The following is a 21,412-nucleotide window of genomic DNA, read 5'->3' on the forward strand; positions in this document are numbered from 1 at the left end:
AACTCCTAGACCGCTGCCGAGCCGACCCGGCCCTTGCGCAGTGCATCGATGACCGCTTCTTTCGGACCGTCGGCGACGATCCGGCCGTTGTCCAGTACCAGCAACCGGTCCACCAGACTCAGCATCGAGGTGCGGTGGGTGACCAGCAGCAAGGTTTTGCCCTGCACCCAGCCGTGCAGCTTCTGGCGCAGGACGTCTTCACTGCTGTTGTCCATGGCGCTGGTGGGTTCGTCGAGCAGCATGATCGGCGGGTCGAGCAACAGCGCCCGGGCCAGCAGCACCGCTTGGCGCTGGCCACCGGAGAGCAGTTGACCGCGTTCACCCACCGGCCGATCGAAGCCTTGCGGATGCTGGCGGGCCAGTTCGGTGACGCCGGTCAGTTCGGCGACTTCGAGCATCCGCGAATCGCTGATGTAGCGAGCGCCGAGGGTCAGGTTGTCACGCAGGCTGCCGGCCAGCAGCGGCAGGTCGTGGGCGACGTAACCGATTTGCTGGCGCAGGTCGGCGACGTCCAGTTGCCGCAGGTCGAGGTTGTCGAGCAGCAATTGGCCTTCTTCCGGTTCGTAGAACCCCATCACCAGCCGCGCCAGGGTGCTTTTGCCCGAGCCGCTGCGACCGATGATGCCGATCCGTTCGCCGGGTTTGACGCTGAAGCTGACGTTGCTCAGGGCCGGGGCGTTCTGGCCGTTGTAGTGGAAGGTCACTGCGTTGGCGTCCAGCGCGCCTTGCAGTTGCGTGCGCTCCAGCGGCCGCTGTTTGCCGTCGCGCTCCTGGGGCAGGGACATCAGCGCGTCGGTGCTTTTCATGGTCAGTTGCGCTTGCTGATAGCGGGTAATCAGCCCGGCGATCTGGCCCAGCGGGGCGAGCACGCGGCTGCCGAGCATGTAACTGGCCACCAGCGCACCGACGCTGAGGTTACCGGCGATGATGCTGTAGACACCGGCCACAATCGTCGCCATCCCCGAAAACTGCTGGATGAACAGCGTGCCGTTGGTGGCCAGCGCCGAGAGATTGCGCGCATGGCTGTCGAGGCGGGTGAGGGCGCCGTGGGTGCTTTCCCATTTGTGCTGGCGCTCGCTTTCGGCGCTGCACGCCTTGAGGGTTTCCAGGCCGCCGAGGGTTTCGATCAGCAATGCCTGACGCTCGGCACCGAGGCTCAGGCTTTTCTGCACGGTATCGCGCAGACGGGCCTGAATGATCATCGCGAACACGATCGTGATCGGAAATGCCAGCAGCGGAATCACCACCAGCCAGCCACCGAGCAGGCCGATCACCACCAGCATCAACACCACGAAGGGCAGGTCGATCAGGCTGGTCAGGGTCACGGCGGTGAGAAATTCCCGCAGGCCCTGAAAGTCGTGAATGCTCTGGGCGAATCCGCCGATGGTCGCCGGCCGGGCCTTCATCGCCATGCCGGTGATGCGCTCGAATAAAGTCGCGGAAAGGATCACGTCGGTCTTCTTGCCGGCGGTGTCCAGCAGGTGCGCGCGCACCACCCGCAGCACCAGTTCGAAACCGGTGCCGATCAACAACCCGATCGCCAGCACCCACAGGGTCGATGTGGCCTGATTCGGCACCACGCGGTCGTAGGTCTGCATGACGAACAGCGGCACCATCAGGCCCAGCAGGTTGATCAGGAAACTGGCGAGGATCGCGTCGCTGTACAGCCATTTCGACAGCTTCAGGGTGTCGCGAAACCACGCCTGCACTCGTGGCACCAAAGGCGAGCGCAGGTCTTCCAGTTCATGCCGGGGACGGGCGAACAGGGCCTGGCCGCTGTAGTGTTCGGTGAGTTCTTCACGACTGACCCATTGCTCGCCGCCGTCGGCTTCACTCGGCAGAATCAGCGCCTTGCCGTCTTCGGCAAACCGCCGCAGCACTGCCGTACGCCCATTGCCCAGCAGCAACAGCACCGGCAGGTTGAGCGTTGAAATGTCGTTGAGTTCCCGGCGCAGCAAGCGCGCCTGCAACCCGGCCCGGGCTGCGGCGCGGGGCAGCAGGTCCAGGCTCAGGCGTTGTTTGTCCAGGGGCAGGCCGGCGCTCAGGCTGGCGCGACTGACCGTCGCGCCATGGAGTTTGCAGAGGATCAACAGACCGTCGAGCAACGGGTCATCGAAGCTCAGCCGCGGATCGATCCCGGTGTTACCGGGTTGCATGCTGGTCATATTGATCGCTCCCGTTGAACTGGCTCGGCTATCCACATCAACCCTGTGTTACTGCGAGGCGTTCAACCGTACTGATCGTTCCCACGCTCTGCGTGGGAATGCAGCCCGTGACGCTCCGCGTCACTGGACGCGGAGCGTCCCCAGAGGCATTCCCACGCGGACGGTTCGACGCCTCGACGTGGGAACGATCAGGTTGCGGCCTTCGGCAGCGCCCGCACGCGGGACTACTTCAGTTCAGGCAAGCGCGCTTCGTTCTTCACCTCGGTCGCGGCTATCGCATCGGCCGGCAGCACGATCCGCTGCTTGTTCAGCAACTGGCCCATGTTCGCCAGCACGCGGTACATCGAATATTCCTCGGTGTAGCGGATTTCGGTGTAGCGACGGTTGGCGTTGTACAGCTCGTTTTCACTGTCGAGCACGTCCAGCAGGGTGCGCTGGCCGAGGCCGAACTGATCCTGATACGCGGCGCGCACGCGCTTGGTGGTCTCGGCGTATTCGCGGGCGGTCGGGGTCTGTTTCTTGGCGTTGACCATGGCGTTCCAGGCCAGGTGAATGTTCTCGTTGAGCTGACGCAGGGCGTTGTTGCGGATGTCCATCGCCTGGTTGATCTGATGCGCATCGGAGGCCAGCCGCGCCTTGTCGCTGCCGCCACGGAACAGGTTGTAGTTCATCACCACACCGACCCGCCATTCGTTGTCATGGCCCTCGTCGCCCTGCACGTTGTTGTTGGCGCCAACCGCGGCTTCGGCATCGAAGCGTGGATAGAACGGCGACTTGGCGACTTCGTACTGGCTCTCGGCCGATTGCACGTCGGCCTGGGCGGATTTCAGATACGGGTTGTTCTCGACCATGCTCTGCTGGGCTTCAGGCAGGGTGGCGGGCAACTCGCCACGGGTCGAGGCGGGCGTTTCCAGCTCATCGGGCATGCGCCCGACCACGCTGTAGAAGTTCGATTCGGCGTCCGCCAGGTCGACTTCGGCGGTGTCGAGGTTGTTCTGCGCCAGCGCCTTACGGGCAACCGATTGATCGGAGTCGGCGGTGCTGCCCACGCCGCGCTCGGTACGCAGGCCGATCTGGTCGTTGACGCGCAAGTGCGCCTGCAGGTTGTTCTTGGCCAGGGTCACCAGTTCACGGCGCTTGAGCACTTCGAGGTAGACCTCGATGGTGCGCAGGGCCAGGTCCTGAGCGGTGCCTTGCGCGTAATACGCGCGCGAGTTGGAAACGCCCTTGGTGCGTTCAACTTCGTTGGCAGTGTTGAAACCGTCGAACAGCATCTGCCGCAGACGCAGCTCGGACTGGGTGTAATTGAGGATTTCGGTGTGGTGGTTACCGAAGGCCCGGGTGTTGGTGTTGTCGCTGTAGCCACGCCCGTAAGCAGCGTTCAGATCCACCGACGGATAGAAGCCGCCCTTGGCGACCTTCACTTGTTCATCAGCCGACAGACGCGCATCCACGCGTGAGGCAAGTTCCGGGTGGGTGGCGAGAGTGCTCTGGATCGCTTCGGTGAGGTTCATGGCCTGTGCCTGGGAAGTGCAAGCCATGGCCAGCAAAACCGCGCTGCAGAGGGGGGTTAGTACGCGCATGGGTGCATCTCCCTGAGTCCTGATGGTGTTTCGCTGTCGCCAATTTATTGACGATATTTTTAGTAAAAAGCGTTTCATGCCTGTAACAACAGAGCTAAGAACATCCTGAAGCGTAGCTAAGAAAAAATTTTCATATGGGTTATGCCAAAAAAAACTTATGCGGTTCGTCAAATCCAGCACATTGTTCCACTCGAAAGCCTTTGTTTTATGCGCGTTAGGGAGCACAGAAAGGCTTGAGGAAAGTTCCACTCACTTTGCGACATACGGCGAAGTACTGCTAAAGGGGAGGGACGCGTAGCGGCTGATGAGCGACAGTTTTTTGTCACTCGGTGATTCACCACCGTTACGTAGCGCTAGTGGGAATGCAGCATTGAACAGAGACTCCAACTGCTTGATGGCATTGGCGTTTCTGGATTTGTGCAACCTGCGAAACGAACTGTCGAGGTGCGAGCGTCGCCCCGACAACCCGCTTGAGCCATGGGCTGCTTCGCGAACCAGCGCCGACGGTGGTCGGCAGCGGAGGAATGCACATGGCAACGCTCATCGGGATCGTCACTAAAGTCATTGGTCAGGTTTTCGCTCAATCGGCAGACGGCAGTCGGCGCCCATTGGTCGAAGGTGATCGTCTGTTTGCAGGCGATCAATTGATCACCGGAGCAGAAGGGGCGGTTGCCGTCCATCTGCAAAATGGCCAGGAACTGACCCTCGGTCGCGACAGCAGCCTGACCATGAGCGGCCAGTTGCTGGCCGATCAGGCCGCCCACGTCAATGCCCCGGAAGCGGTGACCCCGAGCGAGTCGCAACTGACCGACGTCGAACAGATTCAGAAAGCCATTGCCGCCGGCGATGACCCGACTCAAACCGCCGAAGCGACGGCGGCCGGCCCCGGAGCCACCGGTGGCGTGCCGGGTGCGCTGGGCGGCGGCCACAGTTTTGTGTTGCTGACCGAAGTGGCGGGCCGGGTCGATCCGGTCATCGGTTTCCCGACGGCCGGGTTCAACGGCATTCCGGAGTTTCCCGAAGAGCGGCATAACGCGGTGATCGACAACGGTGACGGCCAGGCCGCCCCGATTGTTCCGCCACCAACGCCGGTCAACAACCCGGTGACCCTCGGCGGCCTGTCCGTACCCGGCGGCGAATTGACCCTCAACGAAGCCAATCTGCCCGACGGTTCCGCTGCCAACCCTGGCGCGCTGACCCAGACCGGCAGCTTCACGGTGTCGGCGCCGGATGGCCTGAGCAGCCTGAGCATCGGTGGCATCAACGTGATTGTCGGTGGCGTGCCGATCGGTTTCCCGCAATCGATCACCACGCAACTGGGCAACACCCTGACCATCACCGGCTACAATCCGGCCACCGGCACGGTCAGCTACAGCTACACCCTCAACGGCAACGAAACCCACGCGGCGGGCGACGGTGCCAATAACCTCAGCGAACAATTCACCGTGATCGCCGGCGACAGCAATGGCGACACCGCGACCGGCACGCTGGACGTCAACATCACCGACGACGTGCCGAAAGCATTCGATGACAACAATGGCACGGCGACAGAGACTCAACTGACGCTGACCGGCAATGTGCTGACCAACGACGTGCAAGGTGCCGACCGCGTACCAGTCGGCGAGAACGCCGGTCCGATCACCCCCGGTACATTCATCGGGACTTACGGCACATTGGTGCTGAACGCCAACGGGACCTACACCTACACCCTCAACACCAACGATGCGGACTTCAAAAACCTGCACGGCGGTGGCAATGGCACCGAGACTTTCACTTACACCCTGACCGATGCCGACGGCGATACCAGTACTGCGAACCTCGTCTTGCAGATCCACAACAACGACGATCCGGTGATCATCAATGGCCTCGACGTCAACGGTGGCGAACTCACCGTCTACGAAAAAAACCTCGGCGACGGCAGTGCGCCGGATTCGGCGGCCCTGACCCAGAGCGGCTCCTTCACCATCACCGCGCTGGACGGCGTCACCACGCTGACCATCGGCGGCATCGCCGTGGTCACCAATGGCGTAGCCGCAGGTTTTCCGCAATCCATCGTCACGCCGTTGGGCAGCACGCTGACCATCACCGGTTTCAACGCGGCCACCGGCGTCGTCGGCTACAGCTACACCCTGGTCGACAACGAAGCGCATCCAAACGCCAACGGCGCCAACGTGCTGAACGAGCAGTTCGCCGTGACCGTGATCGATGACAACGGCACCACCGCCAACGCCACGCTGGACGTGAACATCGTCGACGACCTGCCAAAAGGTGTGGACGACAGCAACGCCGGGACTGCCTCGGAAACCAACCTCACATTGACTGGCAACGTCCTGACCAACGACGTGCAAGGCGCCGACCGCGTGCCGACCGGCCCGAATGCCGGCCCGATCACCGCCGGCACTTTCACCGGGACTTACGGCACGCTGGTGCTGAATGCCAACGGGACCTACACCTACACGCTGAATACCAACGATGCGGACTTCAAAAACCTGCATGGCGGCGGCAACGGCACCGAGACTTTCACCTACACCATTACCGACGCCGACGGCGATACCAGCACCGCGAACCTCGTCCTGCAGATCCACAACAACGACGATCCGGTGATCATCAATGGCCTCGACGTGAATGGTGGCGAACTCACCGTCTACGAAAAAAACCTCGGCGACGGCAGTGCGCCGGATTCGGCGGCCCTGACCCAGAGCGGCTCCTTCACCATCACCGCGCTGGACGGCGTCACCACGCTGACCATCGGCGGCATCGCCGTGGTCACCAATGGCGTAGCCGCAGGTTTTCCGCAATCCATCGTCACGCCGTTGGGCAGCACGCTGACCATCACCGGTTTCAACGCTGCAACCGGCGTCGTCAGCTACAGCTACACCCTGGTCGACAACGAAGCGCATCCAAACGCCAACGGCGCCAACGTGCTGAACGAGCAGTTCGCTGTGACCGTGGTCGATGACAACGGCACCACTGCCAACGCCACGCTGGACGTGAACATCGTCGACGACCTGCCAAAAGGCGTGGACGACAGCAACGCCGGGACTGCCTCGGAAACCAACCTCACATTGACTGGCAACGTCCTGACCAACGACGTGCAAGGCGCCGACCGCGTGCCGACCGGCCCGAATGCCGGCCCGATCACCGCCGGCACTTTCACCGGGACTTACGGCACGCTGGTGCTGAATGCCAACGGCACCTACACCTACACCCTCAACACCAATGATGCGGACTTCAAAAACCTGCACGGCGGTGGCAATGGCACCGAGACCTTCACCTACACCATCACCGATGCCGATGGCGATATCAGCACCGCGAACCTCGTCCTGCAGATCCACAACAACGACGATCAGGTCTACCTCAACGGCCTCGACGTCAACGGTGGCGAACTCACCGTCTACGAGAAAAACCTTAGCGACGGCACCAGCCCCAACATTCCGGCGCTGACCCAGAGCGGCACCTTCACCGTCACCGCGCTCGACGGTCTGCAGACCCTGACCGTGGGCGGCATTGCCGTGATCACCAACGGCGTCGCGGCCGGGTTCCCGCAATCGGCGGTCACGCCGCTGGGCAGCACGCTGACCATCACCGGATACGACCCGGCCACCGGCGTTGTCAGCTACAGCTACACCCTGGTCGATAACGAAACCCACCCGAACGCCAACGGCGCCAACAGCATCACCGAGAACTTCAACGTGGTGGCGACCGACACCGATGGCAGCACCGCCACCGGGCAGATCAACGTCAACATCATCGATGACCTGCCGACCGCCAAGCCTGACGCAACGTCAGTGCAGGAGGGCGGCACCGTCAGCGGCAACGTGCTGGACAACGACATCGGCGGCGCCGACGGCCCGGCTGTCAGCGGTGCCGTGGTCGGCGTGCGCGCCGGATCCGACACCTCGACCTCAGCCATCGGCGGCCTCAACAGCAACATCAACGGCACCTACGGCTACCTGACCCTCGACGCCAACGGCAACGCGGTCTATCACAGCAACCCGAATGCCGTGAGCGGCCCGGGTGCGGTGGACGTATTCGTGTACACCGTGCGCGATTCCGATGGCGATGAAAGCACCACCACTATCACCATCGACGTCTACAACAGCTGCCTCAAAGCGGTCAGCGACAACGACGTCACCGTGTACGAAAAAGCCCTCGACCTGACCAAGGACGGCCAGGATCTGGCCGCCGGCACGGTCACCGGCAGCGATCCGGCCAGCACCGGGGAAACAGCGTCCGGCACGCTGGTCGGCTCGGTCACCGGCGCTGTAGGTGCGATCAGCTATGCGCTGGTCGGCAGCGCCACCGGCAACTACGGGCAGATCGTGCTCAACCCCGACGGCACGTACACCTACACCCTGACCTCACCGGCCAGCACCACCCCGCACGCCGATGACGGCGCCAACACCCTGACCGAAACCTTCACCTACCAGGCGACCGATTCGCTGGGCAACGTCGTCACCAGCACCATCGTGGTCAACATCGTCGATGACGTGCCGAAGGCGATCAACGACAGCAACGCCAGCACCGCGTCGGAAACCCAGTTGACCCTCAACGGCAACGTGCTGACCAACGACGTGCAAGGCGCCGACGTGGTGGCGACCGGTCCGAATGCCGGCCCGATCACCCCCGGCACCTTCATCGGCACTTACGGCACCCTGGTGCTGAACGCCAACGGCACGTACACCTACACCCTCGACACCAACGATGCGGACTTCAAAAACCTGCACGGCGGTGGCAACGGCACCGAGACCTTCACCTACACCCTGACCGATGCCGACGGCGACACCAGCACCGCCAACCTGGTGCTGAACATCCACAACAACGACGATCCGGTGGTCCTCAACGGCCTCGACGTGAATGGCGGCGAACTCACCGTCTACGAGAAAAACCTCAGCGACGGCACCAGCCCCGACATCCCGGCGCTGACCCAGAGCGGCACCTTCACTGTGACGGCCCTCGACGGTCTGCAAACCCTGACCGTGGGCGGCATTGCCGTGATGACCAACGGCGTCGCCGCAGGCTTCCCGCAATCGATCGTCACTCCGCTGGGCAGCACGCTGACCATCACCGGTTACAACCCGGCTACCGGCGTGGTGAGTTACAGCTACACCCTGGTCGATAACGAAACCCACCCGAACGCCAACGGCGCCAACAGCCTCACCGAGAACTTCAACGTGGTGGCGACGGACACCGATGGCAGCACTGCGACCGGGCAAATCAACGTCAACATCATCGATGACTTGCCGACCGCCAAGGCCGACACCGGCTCGGTGGCGGAGGGCGGCACGGTCAACATCAGCGCGTTGGGCAATGATGTCAGCGGTGCCGATGGTGCGGCCGTTGTGGTCGGCGTGCGTGCCGGCAGTGACACTGCGACCTCGGCCATCGGCGGGCTCAACAGCAACATCAACGGCAGCTACGGTTACCTGACCCTCGATGCGGCCGGCAACGCGGTCTATCACAGCAACCCGAACTCGGTGAGCCCGCCGGGCGCCACCGACACGTTCACCTACACCATCCGCGACAGTGACGGCGACGAAAGCACCACCACCATCACCGTCAACGTCGCCGACAGCAAACTCGTGGCCTCGACCGATCAGGACGTGACCGTCTACGAAAAAGCCCTCGACCTGACCAAGGACGGCCAGGATCTGGCCCCCGGCACGGTCACCGGCAGCGATCCTTCCAATACCGGCGAAACTGCCAGCGGCACATTGGTCGGTTCGGTCAGCGGCGGCAGCGGGGCGATCACCTACACCCTGGTCGGCAGCGCCACCGGCACTTACGGGCAGATCCAGCTCAACGCCGACGGCACCTACACCTACACCCTGACCTCGGCGCCGAAAACCACGCCGAACGCCAACGACGGGCCGAACACCCTGAGCGAAAGCTTCACCTACAAAGCCACCGATGCGCTGGGCAACAGCACCACCAGCACCCTCGTGGTCAACATCGTCGACGACGTGCCCAAAGCGGTAGCGTCGGATCGTTCGGTGGCGGCGGTGGAGATCGACTCCAACATCCTCATCGTCCTCGACATCTCCGGCAGCATGGCCGACGCCTCCGGCGTACCGGGCCTGTCGCGGCTGGACCTGGCCAAGCAGGCGATCAGTGCCTTGCTCGACAAGTACGACGATCTGGGTGATGTGAAAGTGCAGCTCGTCACCTTCAGCAGCAACGCCACCGACCGCACTTCGGTGTGGGTCGATGTCGCCACGGCCAAGACCCTTCTGGCCGGCCTGAGTGCGGGCGGCGGCACCAACTACGATGCGGCCGTGGCGACCATGTACAACGCGTTCAACACCTCCGGCAAACTCACCGGGGCGCAGAACGTCGGCTATTTCTTCTCCGACGGCAAACCCAACGAGGGTGACATCGGCACCGCCGACGAGGCGACGCTCAAGGCGTTCCTCGATGCCAACAACATCAAGAACTACGCGATCGGCCTGGGCAGCGGCGTGAGTAACGCCAACCTCGATCCGCTGGCCTACGACGGCATCACGCACACCAACACCAATGCGGTGGTGGTCACCGATCTCAACCAGCTCAACTCGGTGCTCTCCGGCACTGTCGAGGGTGCGCCGGTCACCGGTTCACTGCTGGGCGAGGGCGGCACGTTCGGCGCGGATGGCGGGTTCATCAAGTCCATCGTGGTCGACGGCACCACCTACACCTATGACCCGAAAGCCAACAGCGGCCAGGGGTCGCTGACCGCCAGCGGCGGCGCCAACCACGGCACCTTCAACACGGTGAACAACACCCTGAGCATCGCCACCAACAACAGCGGCACCCTGGTGGTCAACCTCGACACCGGCGACTACAGCTACACCTCGCAGAAAACCACCAGCGTGGTGATCACCGAGAACATCGGCTTCACCCTCAGCGACAACGACGGCGACCTCGCCAGCTCGACCCTGACCGTGAAAGTGATCCCCAACGCGCCTCCGGTGGCGGTGGACGACCACATCATCACCAACGTGCTGTCGGGCAATATCGTGGTGCCGGGCGAACTGCTGCTGGCCAACGACACCGATCCGAACGGCGACACCCTCAACGCCACGCCAACCTCGTTCAACACGGGCTGGATCTCCAAATCGGCAGACTTCACCGGCACTGGCGCGATCAGCTTCACCGGCACCAATGCCAACACCGCCGCCAACCAGAACCTGGCCAACGTGCGCAATGCGTTCAGCGCCAACGCCGCGACCATGACCGCCGTGCTGGTGGTCAGCGGTTACCTCGGTGCTGTGACCAACACCAACGCCAACGATGAAGACCGCATCACCGTCAACCTGCGCCAGGGCGAAACCCTCAACCTGGACCACAACCTGGCGGCCGGTCACATCACCATGGAGTACTCGATCAACGGCGGCGCGTACATCGCCCTCGCGGACGGCCAGACCCTGACCGCGACGTCCGACGGCGTCTATCAGATCCACATCACCAACATCACCAACACCACGGGCAGCAACGCCAATGCGGCGGAGAACTACCAGCTGACCATGACCCTCAACTACGCCGGGGCCCAAGACATCACCCCGGACTACCACGGCACCTACACCGCCAACGACAACCATGGCGGCAGCGATACGGCGAACGTGACCATCAGCTACCAGGACGGCCACACCCTCACCGGCACTTCGGGCGATGACGTGCTGGTGGCCGGCACCGGTGACAACATTATCAATGCCGGAGACGGCAACGATGTGCTGACCGCAGGCTCCGGCAATAACGAACTGCACGGCGGCGCCGGCAACGACTTGCTCTACAGCGGCCCGGGCAACGACCTGCTCGACGGTGGCAGCGGCATCGACACCGCCAGCTACGCCCATGCGACCGCCGGGGTGACGGTCAACCTCGGCCTGCTCGGTGCGCAAAACACCATTGGCGCCGGGACAGACACCCTGACCGGCATCGAAAATCTGGTCGGCTCGAACTTCAACGACACCCTGACCGGCGACAACAATAACAACGTCATCAACGGTGGCCTGGGCAACGACATCCTCAACGGCGGCGGGGGCGATGACCTGCTGATCGGCGGGATGGGCAACAACACCCTGACCGGCGGGCCGGGCGCCGACACCTTCCAGTGGCTCAAGGGCAACAGCGGCCATGACCTCGTCACCGACTTCACCCCCGGCACAGACAAGCTCGACCTGTCGCAACTGCTGCAAGGTGAAAACGGCACGTCGGCATCACTGGATGACTACCTGCACTTCACCGTCACCGGCAGCGGCGCCTCTGTCATGACCAGCATCAATGTCAGCGCCATGGCCGGCGCCACGCCGAACCAGACCATCGACCTGGCCGGCGTCAACCTCGCCAGCCATTACGGCGTGACGCCGGGGGCGGGCGGGCTGATCGCCAGCGGGCACGACACGGCGACGATAATCAACGGCATGTTGAATGATCATTCGTTGAAGGTGGACACGGTGTGAGCCGGGGCTGAAACGACAAAACCCGCCGTCCCGATCAAACGGGACGGCGGGTTTTTCTTTGCTCAGGCGACAGAGGCTCGATCGTTCCCACGCTCCGCGTGGGAATGCCTCAATGGACGCTCTGCGTCCGCTCTTTGGGACGCAGAGCGTCCCGGGCTGCATTCCCACGCGGACGGTTCGACGCCTCGACGTGGGAACGATCAGGCGATCAGGCTACAGCGGGCGCCTCAGCTTTCACCTCCAGATTATCCAGCACCCGGTTCACCGCCAGCTCACCCAGCATGATCAGCTGCGCAATTCCCAGCAGCACATGCCGATGCGAGCCGTCCACCAGCCCGGCGAAGTCATTGGCCATGACCTTGGCCGAAGTCAGGGTTTCGCAGGCGTCGGCCAGCAGTTCTTCGCTGTCGATGCCGGGAGCAATGAGGTAGCGGGTATTGGGTTTGAGCAGCGGTTTTCGGGGGAGCAGCGGATTGAGGTAATGATCGAGGGCGCGTTCGGCGGCTTCGTGGAATTTCTTGGAATCGAGGGTTTCGTAGGGGGAAGTCGAATCGACTTCCGGCGGGTTTGGCGTGGGTTTGACCATGGATAAAGCCTCTAGAGTAGTGGAGGCGCCACGCTTCGCTGCTAAACGAAAGAGGTGGCGGCCGTACGCGGGTTAGCAGACCAGGACTCTAGAACCCGGCGCACCGAAGTGCCCCACGCAAAGCCGCCATAACGTGAACTGACAGGCGTGAGCCTGATCACGAACGAACGGCATTGTGCGTCTAGAGTAGATCCGGGCTGCTAAACCCGATCGCTGCTTTTCAGCGACCGCCAAACAATAGAACCCGCCCCCTAGGCGCACAAGCCGGCGGATTCTGGCGGATGCGTAGGCAAAGGCGCAAGGTTATGTAGCTTTTCGGACATAAGTTTCAACACTCTTCAACGAGGGTTTCCGAAGGCTCGGAAACGACAAAACCCGCACTCCCCTTGAAAGGAAGTGCGGGTTTTCATAGTGGGGACTGGTAAATAAATGCGTCCCCTTTTATTCCGAGGTTTTTGCAGCTCTCAGAATGGGATCAAGCACCATGCGCCAATTAAGATATCATCATATCGACTACCGTAAGTAAAACCAGTTTGCTGCATGACATAGTTGAGATGCGGGGCATCGGGGGGTCGAGCACACGCCCAATATTCGGATGCCCTTGGCACTGGGGCAAAATAAACACGGGAGAGATCACGACTTACCTGTGTTCCGTGCGTTGAAATGCCTCCAAGAGACTGCATCCATGCAATCGCTGTTGCGCTGGAAGTTCGCTGCTCATTTATAACAAGACGGAAGATATTGCTCACAACAACTCGGTATTGAACACTGTTTTGCAGGGCGTCAGTGACCGTAATCGTTGTTGTGCCACGGCGGTTGCCTACAACTTTTCCGCTTTGATCCACAGAAGCGACCAAGGGAGCAAGCGACGAGTAAGTGTAGGGTTTTTTTCCTCCCTGAGCTTGCCGAACTTCTGTGTTTCCAACAGAGTCTTGTCCAGTTTTTGGCCAACCATCGTACTTCACAGAAAAACCGTCCAAATTCATGTCGCTGGTTTTAATCGAAAGAGGGGCCACTACGGTGAAGTCCCACGCTGCCGAAGTCGCCCCATCTCCATACAACGCCTTGGCGGTGAAGCTGTGAGGCGCTACGGTCAGGTCGGTCACTGTCAGCCTCCAGATCCCGGTCGTCGGATCGGCGGGAGGCTGCCCTTTGGACGTCGTGCCATCGAATACCTCGACCTTCTGGTTCTCGGCGGCCGTGCCGATGAGCGTCACGCTGGTTTTGACGGTGACGCCGCCGTCGGGGATTTCGACGCCTTCGGAATCCTCCGCTCGGGTGATGACCGGTTTTACATCCGGGATAGCCTTGACCGTATAGGTTCGCAGCGGGAAGGACACCGCTTCGGCTTCGGTCAGACTCCCCCCAACCCGGCCTTGAGTTCGAGGGTGAACGGCGTGTCATGCTTGAGCCCCTGAAGTTCGTTCAAGATCGCTGCGGGAGTGTTGTAATCGTAGTGACTCGTGATCCAGTCTGGATTGGTTTTAGATCCTGGCGGTGTCCAGAGCAATTTTTCGTACGTGTCGCCATTGGCCAATGTGCCTTTGATCCACAGCCACACATATTGATTCAGGGCAATCAGTGGCCAGTTGGGGGCGCGAAAAGTGGCGGCAGTTTTGATCACACTCAGATCCAGCTCTGGTCCGTCGCCGCCGTTGGCCGCCTGAAGGATCTTCGGCACGTTCGACTGATTCAACTCCAGTGCCTTTACCGCCAAGGGGAGGACATCCGACGGTAACGGCTCACCGCTGCCGCGTTTCACCGTGTATCTGACCGTCACCGCTTTGTTCAGGTTGAAAGCCACCACGCTCTTGGCCAGCGGTATCTCCTGCGCCCCGAGCACGGTGACGGTTTTTTCCGGCGCCGTGTGTGAGCCTCCTGCTGGTGTGCCCGCCGCACCGGTCCAGGTGGCAATGATTTTGTCACCGAGCTGCATGCCGGCGTAATCCACAATGGCGGTCAGGGCATCCTTGGCGTTATTCGGGATCAGGCTGAGGTCATTCGGCGCTTCCTTGATGCGCGGTGCCGTCAGGTCCAGCGCCACACCCACACTGAATGCCTTCTCATCGGAATAACTGGTCGGCCGTCCATCCGCCCATTTGATGGAGTAGAACGCCTCGACAGTTCCCCCTTCATTGTCCTTGATCAACTCGGCGTTGATGGGGAACGGCACCGGTTGACCGGCAGTAAACGAGGACAGCTTGAGCGAGTCGTCATACCGACCGGTTTTCGAGCCCAGCCACACACCGGTCACCTCGTCATCCTTGACGGTGTTCAGGTATTCAACGGTCAACGTGGTGCCGGCCGTGTCCGCCGGCAATACGCCGTCCACCACGCCGTCCACTTTCGGCTCCGGCAGCTCTTTCCTCGGTTCGCCGACGTTCAGGATCTCGGCGTGAATCGAGTCGCGGATGGCGTGGGTGGCGTTGACGCGGTTCATCGTTCCCAGCACCGCGTCGTCGATCAGCAACTGGTAATACAGATCCAGCGTGCCGCCTTCGATCTGTTTCAGATGAAGGCCCGGGACGTTGATCAGCAAGGGCACACCGGCCGTGATATCGCCATTGGTAATCGGGCGCAGCGGCAGGTCAGGCAGGTAGGTGCTCAGGTCAGGCCGGGTGCCGAGCCAGATCAGCTTGATCGCCTGGCCGGCCGCAAAGGCGCTGTCGAATGGAATCTCGATGCGCGCCTGTGCCAAGTCCGGATCGAGCGCGCCCTGTGCCGCGTCGAGGGCGACCGGGGCCTGTAACCGCTGGATCTCGCCGATGACATTGATGAACTGGGTCTTGGACAGCAGGTCGGCGGAACCGTCGGCTTTTTTCAGGCGAAAGGACAGGCTGATCTGGGTCTTGGCCAACTGCCGCAGCGCGGCATTGGGTATCGGGATCTCGGGGATGCTGGGGACACTGGCCAGCGCCTCGCCGGTGATTTCCATGTCGATCTGTGCCCCTTCAACCGGTGTGCCCTTGAGCCGGACGATGGGGGTGTCACCCACCTTGAACTTGTTGCTGTCCACGGCAAGGATCTGCGCCGTGCCACAGGCATCCCCCAGCTTGTCGGCATCCAGCTCGTTATTCACCGCTTCCTTGCAGATGGGGGCGGCCAGTCTGTCGGTATCGGACTCCACCCTGACACGCTGCTCGTAACTCCAGTCTTCGGAGCGGTTATCGACCATGTCGTAGAGCTCGAAGGCCACGGCGAGACCGGCATCTGCGGAGTCACCCGCCTCGCGAATGGTTGCCTCGGTGATCTGCACGACAAGCGGCACTGTACCGTCGGCCTCCTCCTGAGTCAGCGGCCCGTGGATGACGAACACCCCGCCCCAGGTCACCTGAACCAAATCGCCGGCCGTTGCATTGGCGTAAGGCTGCGGGCCGTCGTCGGAGGGACCAATGGTGATCGGCACACCGGCGGCGATGTTGTCCTTGTCGATGCCGCCATCGAGAATTTCCCTGGGGATCGTCATTTTCAGTTTCGAGTGCCCCGGCCCTTCGTCGGTGTCATGGCCACCGGGGCGGGTGAGCTTGATCAGCACCTGCATCACTTCGGAGGGCTCGGCCGTTCCACCCTGCCGGGTGACGGCGTAGGACAGCGTGGACGAGCCATCACTGAAGCGCGCGGCGGGCACAAACATCGACAGCGCCGTGCCGACCTCATGATCGTCGACGGTTTTGTTGAACACCGGCTGGCCGTCCAAATAAATCACCAACCGGTCGCCCCGGTACATGGCCCCCCACGGCCCGGCGCGGCACAACAGGCCCTGTTTGGGGAAGTTGTCCCGCACGGCCGCAAGGTTGAGGCCCCAGACATCCGGCGATTGCGACACGGGGCCGGTTCTCCCGGGAATGTCGAGCGCTTTGAGCAGCAGGGGTGATGAACCAGCGGGAATGTTGACAGTCATGGCGCGAACTCCGATCGAATGGCGGGGCGATGGAGGTATTGAATGGCGCTGAACCGAGGCTGGCTACTGTCAGAAATTACAGGTGCGGGCGGGTTTAAGACGAACGGTTGACCTGAAGGCTGAAATGATAAAACCCGCCGTCCCATGGAGTTTCTTTGAATCGAGGGTTTCGTAGGGCGAATCGAATCGACTTCCGGCGGGTTTGGCGTGGGTTTGATCATGGCGAATCTCCGTGATTGGACGGAGCCGCCACGCCTCATCGCTAAACCGGCGGATTCTGGAGGATGCGTAGGCATCGGCGCGAGGCTGGGTAGCCTGAGTCGGTCAGCCACTGAGTATGTTTGTTAAACATTTCTGTTTATGCCGCTCTGCCGAATTGACTGCAAGCCCAATCCCCGACGAACGGTAGTAAAACCTGTAATTTCTGACAGTAGCCGGCGAATGTGCAACGCCGTTAAATCACGTCAGAGCAACGAATCATGAACCTGCAGATAACGTGCAGATGTTCAAGAGGCGTGGCCATTTCGTGAGAGGGCGTCCGTAATGCCGATGACTCCAAACCAGATCGACTCTGTAGATCCCGAACTGGAAAAACCCAGGGTTCCGATCATCCTCAAGGATGAGAACGGCGATGAAAGTCCTGATGGGCTGCTGCCGCGCAGTGCTTTAAGCGATGATCTGCAGGTGATTGTCCCCGACTGGATACCGCCCCCCTTCGCTGATCCCATCCCTTACATCATTACCATCAGTTGGGTGCTGGAGGGCGGCTCTTTCACTCCGGTGTACAAAGATACATTCGATACGCCGGGTGAGAAGGTCTTGAAAGTCCCGCGGGACAAGCTGGCGCATGGCATTTACGCCTTGTCCTACGAGTTGAATTACGGTGGGAACAAGAAAAATTCCTTTGATACTCGAGTGACGGTAGATCGGCTGCCTCCGGATGATGGGCAAAGCCCCGGAGCCCTGATATTGCTGAACGTTCCCGGTGACGTCATTACCGACGACTATCTCACCCGTTTTGGCGAGGTCAGGTTTCAAGTCCCGTTTTATGTGGATGCCAAGGCACGGGATCGTGCGATCTATTTCCTGACCGACAGCGACAATCCGCCGGATTCGGAGCAGGAAATTCGCGAGCAAGAGTTCAGCCAGCCGGACATCGATCAGAAACAGTTGATCATCACGATTTATGAAGCGGACATTCGGGCCAGAGGGCACGGCCCACGATATTTTTATTACAAGTTGCGTGACTGGGCCGGCAACATCGGGCCGCGCGCCACGCTGTTGCCGGTGTTTGTCGATCTGAGACCCGGCCCCGGCAACCTCAAGCCGCCTCGTGTGCCCTTGTCGATCCGGGGATTGATCGACCGCGAGCATGCCCGCGAAGGGGCCACGAACCAGAAGGCTGTTACGGTCGAAATCGACCCTTATGACAACCCGGATGCTTCCGACGAACTTCTGATCCGGTGGAACGGTCATGATCTTGCACCGCTTGATGTCGATCCTGCGGCATTTCCACTCACCGCGACCGTGCCCTGGGCAACGCTGACGGCTGACGGGCTCGGGCCCATGGACGCGCATGTCGACTACCGCGTCAGCCGGGGCGGGATACCGACGCTGCCGTCACCTGAAACAACCGTGCCCTACAACTTTACAGTCGCAGGTCAAGACCATCCCGACGCACCTGCACTGTTGAACACCAGGCTGGCAAAGGTCGAGATTTACGGCGCCGTTTCAAAAGAGCTGAACAAGCTGCTGCCCGATGACTACGAATTGCCTGCCGAAGGGCAACTGGCGCTTCATGACGATCCCGTACCGGGGGAAAAGGTCTTTCTGTATTGGGGAGCCATCAGCACACCCGTCGCGGAGTACGAGGTTCAGCCTGGGGACACGGCCGGGAAGATCATTTTCTTCAGCATCCCCTGGGCGTTTATCGACCTGGACAAGGAAAACCCCGTACTACCCGTGCGCTACGTCACCGATAACGGTGTGAATCAGCAGTTGGCCCCGACGACCCTGGTGAACGTGGCAATCATCATCATCAGGAATCTGCCCGAGCCGACCTTCCCGGATGGCGGGCGACAAGGGCTACTCAATTGCTGCGCCAACCCGCGGTTGTGGGTGCATGTAAAAGTTCATGTCAAAGGGAATGACGCGTTCGACGAGAACGACGTTGTCGAGCTGCATTGGCAAGGGTGTCTGGGCCCCAACGGTACTTCTCCTATTGCGGGCGCTGCAGACTCTTTCCCGAAAACGCTGAGTATTGATGAGGCACGCAATGGTTTTGACGTGCTGGTGACGGACTATCAAAAGTTGATTGCGCCCATGGTCAATAACGGATCGGCGCTCTGTCGTTATTTTTTGAGAAAGAGCAATGGTGGGCGGGGAGAGTCGAGGCCGGATTTTGTAATCATCAATAGAACCATGCCCAGCGGGGAAGTCTGTGGACCGGATAAGGATCTTTGTAATGAGTGATTTCCCCGAAGGGCAAGTGTTTCAGGAAGTTTGTGCGTGTAATAACTGCTGATGCGCACAGTCGTGCCAATGCAGTGTTTTTTGATTTGCGGTTGGTTCCAGGTGTTCTGGCACGGGGATGCAATACCCTTTGTCATTTAATCAAGTCATTGAAAGGATGAGCAAAATGAAAAATGTCATTAAGTTGACCCCGGTACAAAGTCGTGAGCGTTATTTGAGTATTCTCCGAAATTCACCGAAAGCGGGCTATGAAGCGCCTGAGCTGGATGATGATAATCCTCTGCTGCCTGATGAGATGGACGATGAACCGAATCAATTGCACAAACAGTATCAGGGTTTTGCATTGAAAGTGAATGTCCTCAGGTTCGACGGGTCTGACGATGATCCTCCCGTTGACGGGTTTATAGATCTGACTTGGAATGGCACTCGGCAAGGCACCCGGTATACCTACCGAACCCCTCTTGATCCTGTAATTCTTGAAATTCCAATGGTATTGCCAGCAGGGCTTACGAATGTCTCGGGTCCGCACTTGTTGAGCTATGTACTCAATCATGGCGGGAACACTAAAGATATTCCGGATCTGCTCATCAATATCGACACTGCGCCACCTGATGTCAGCGGTCTTGTTTCTCTTCCTCCGGAGGTGGAGGCCAACGGGATTACCAAGCCTTATCTGGATGCCAACGGTTTTGTCCTGATTACCATGCCAAGGGTCGCCGATATAAAAATAGGGGACAAGTATGAATGTTATTTTGGCTCGACATTTCCGACACCGGTACACGTAGGAGATTTTACTGTTGTCGATTCTCTTGATCCCGTTACCTTTAATCTGACGACCGCAATGGTCGGAAATGAAGAGGGTGAGAGAGCGATTTTTTACTATCGTACGGATCGGAAAGGCAACCGAAGTCTAAATTCGCCTTTCAAACGAGTGAACGTAACATTGACGGACCCTCCAGCAAATCTGCTACCTCCAAGTATTCCGCTGTTTGATAACGACATGGCACCGAAGAAGATCGACCTCGCCGACGCTCGGATGCGCCCTGGAGTAGGGATCGAAGCTGAGTACGACAATTTTGTGGAGGGTGATGAACTTGAGGTCACCGTCGATGGCGTTGTAGTGCCAGCACAAAAAATCGCTGGCTTCCCTACTTATGTAGAGATTCCTTATTCGTACTGGCATAACGGTGATCTCGGAGAAAAAACCATTGAGGTCAGCTATCAAATAAAACGTGGAACGGTTCGACATCCTGCCAGTAATCCCCCCAAAAACGACGCTGTACTAGTCGATCTGCGCCGGCCAGGGGACGGCGAAGGTCCAGATGACCCAAATCCCGATTTTCTTCCAGTCGATGTTCAAGGGGCGGGCGGCAATCCGATAAACGTTTTGACGGTGCTGGACAAGGATCAGGATGTTGACGTAACAGTGGCCGCTTACCTGGGTATCAAGGATAAGGATATTGCCACTCTGATCTGGAACGGAGTTGAAGTTACAGACGCTGAAGGCGGTGTTCTTCAGTTGGATGGTACGGAGACTGACCTGGATTGGACAATTGATTGGTCAGTTGTAGATGCTGGTGGGAACGGCACTGAAGTTCCAGTGACTTATAAGGTCACCAATCCTGATGTGAACGATAACGAAGAGCGCTCACTGCCGCGGGATGTAGATGTGTTCATCAGACCGGGGAGTGTGCCTCAGGCAACCTTCCAGCATCTCGATCCGGATTTTGGTTATTTGAATTGCCCTTCATTGCAAAGCCATCCAGAGCTTATAAAATGTATCGAGGTTTTTATTCCGGGGGGAGAACCGCAACTGGAAGGTCAGACGTTGACTTTTACTTATCAGGGCTACAGTGATTCCGCTGGTAATACTGAGATACCGGGTAATAACGATAAGATTACATATAAGCCGGATTCTTCGGATGTGCAAAATGGTTTTACCATACGCTTTCCGTATCAGCAGTTTCTTGATACAGGAAATGCATGGGGGGCGGTGAGTTATGAAGCCGTGATTGATGGGCGGCCTACACCGTCAGTGCGACACCTGGTCAGGGTGCTCATGAGGCATGGTGATGCGACACCTTGTAGTATTTGAAAGAAAAAAACGGGAGGCTGTTGCCTCCCGTTTTTATAAAATCAGTGTCAGGGATTTTTCTTCCTTGTTTATCGGACTTGTCCTACATTTTTTTTGAGGAATCCGATTAGTTTTCGCGCTCTATTTCTTTACGAAAATGCATTTCGCACTTTTGCACGGGTATATCAGAGGT

General features: G+C 59.8%; 8 protein-coding genes. 3 read left to right on the forward strand and 5 right to left on the reverse strand.

Going from position 1 to position 21,412, the window contains the following annotated elements; all coding sequences use genetic code 11:
* Nucleotides 1-5: 5 nt before the first annotated feature.
* Both I5961_RS07400 and I5961_RS07405 read right to left on the reverse strand, forming a co-directional pair.
* The gene (locus I5961_RS07400) at nt 6-2,165 is read right to left on the reverse strand and encodes a type I secretion system permease/ATPase (protein ID WP_227234787.1); all 2,160 of its coding nucleotides are present in this window, start codon (nt 2,163-2,165) and stop codon (nt 6-8) included.
* Between the two features lie 224 nt (nt 2,166-2,389).
* Nucleotides 2,390-3,748, reverse strand: coding sequence for a TolC family outer membrane protein (locus tag I5961_RS07405; RefSeq protein WP_085700673.1), 1,359 nt, complete (start codon nt 3,746-3,748; stop codon nt 2,390-2,392).
* A 530-nt stretch (nt 3,749-4,278) separates the two neighbouring features.
* On the opposite strand from I5961_RS07405, the gene I5961_RS07410 reads away from it, so the two are divergent.
* On the forward strand, nt 4,279-12,186 hold the full coding sequence (locus I5961_RS07410) for a retention module-containing protein (RefSeq protein ID WP_227234789.1): 7,908 nt from the start codon (nt 4,279-4,281) through the stop codon (nt 12,184-12,186).
* A 208-nt stretch (nt 12,187-12,394) separates the two neighbouring features.
* Here the strand turns inward: I5961_RS07410 and I5961_RS07415 are convergent, their stop codons facing one another.
* The 3 genes from I5961_RS07415 to I5961_RS07425 all read right to left on the reverse strand — a co-directional run bounded on the left by I5961_RS07415 (nt 12,395) and on the right by I5961_RS07425 (nt 16,673).
* Nucleotides 12,395-12,772, reverse strand: a complete 378-nt coding sequence (locus I5961_RS07415) for a DUF6124 family protein (protein ID WP_227234791.1) — start codon at nt 12,770-12,772, stop codon at nt 12,395-12,397.
* 464 nt (nt 12,773-13,236) lie between these two features.
* A complete protein-coding gene (locus tag I5961_RS07420; protein WP_227234793.1) occupies nt 13,237-14,112 on the reverse strand; it encodes an Ig-like domain-containing protein in 876 nt (291 codons plus the stop codon).
* A 14-nt stretch (nt 14,113-14,126) separates the two neighbouring features.
* The gene (locus I5961_RS07425; RefSeq protein WP_227234795.1) at nt 14,127-16,673 is read right to left on the reverse strand and encodes a hypothetical protein; all 2,547 of its coding nucleotides are present in this window, start codon (nt 16,671-16,673) and stop codon (nt 14,127-14,129) included.
* Nucleotides 16,674-17,216: 543 nt separating this feature from the next.
* Between I5961_RS07425 and I5961_RS07430 the strand changes: the two genes are divergently transcribed.
* Both I5961_RS07430 and I5961_RS07435 read left to right on the forward strand, forming a co-directional pair.
* On the forward strand, nt 17,217-19,145 hold the full coding sequence (locus I5961_RS07430; protein WP_227234797.1) for a hypothetical protein: 1,929 nt from the start codon (nt 17,217-17,219) through the stop codon (nt 19,143-19,145).
* A gap of 166 nt (nt 19,146-19,311) precedes the next feature.
* Entirely contained in the window at nt 19,312-21,240 is a 1,929-nt protein-coding gene (locus I5961_RS07435) for a hypothetical protein (protein WP_227234799.1), read from the forward strand.
* Nucleotides 21,241-21,412 lie beyond the last annotated feature (172 nt).

The sequence above is a fragment of the Pseudomonas sp. IAC-BECa141 genome (genome assembly GCF_020544405.1).
Taxonomy (GTDB): Bacteria; Pseudomonadota; Gammaproteobacteria; order Pseudomonadales; family Pseudomonadaceae; genus Aquipseudomonas.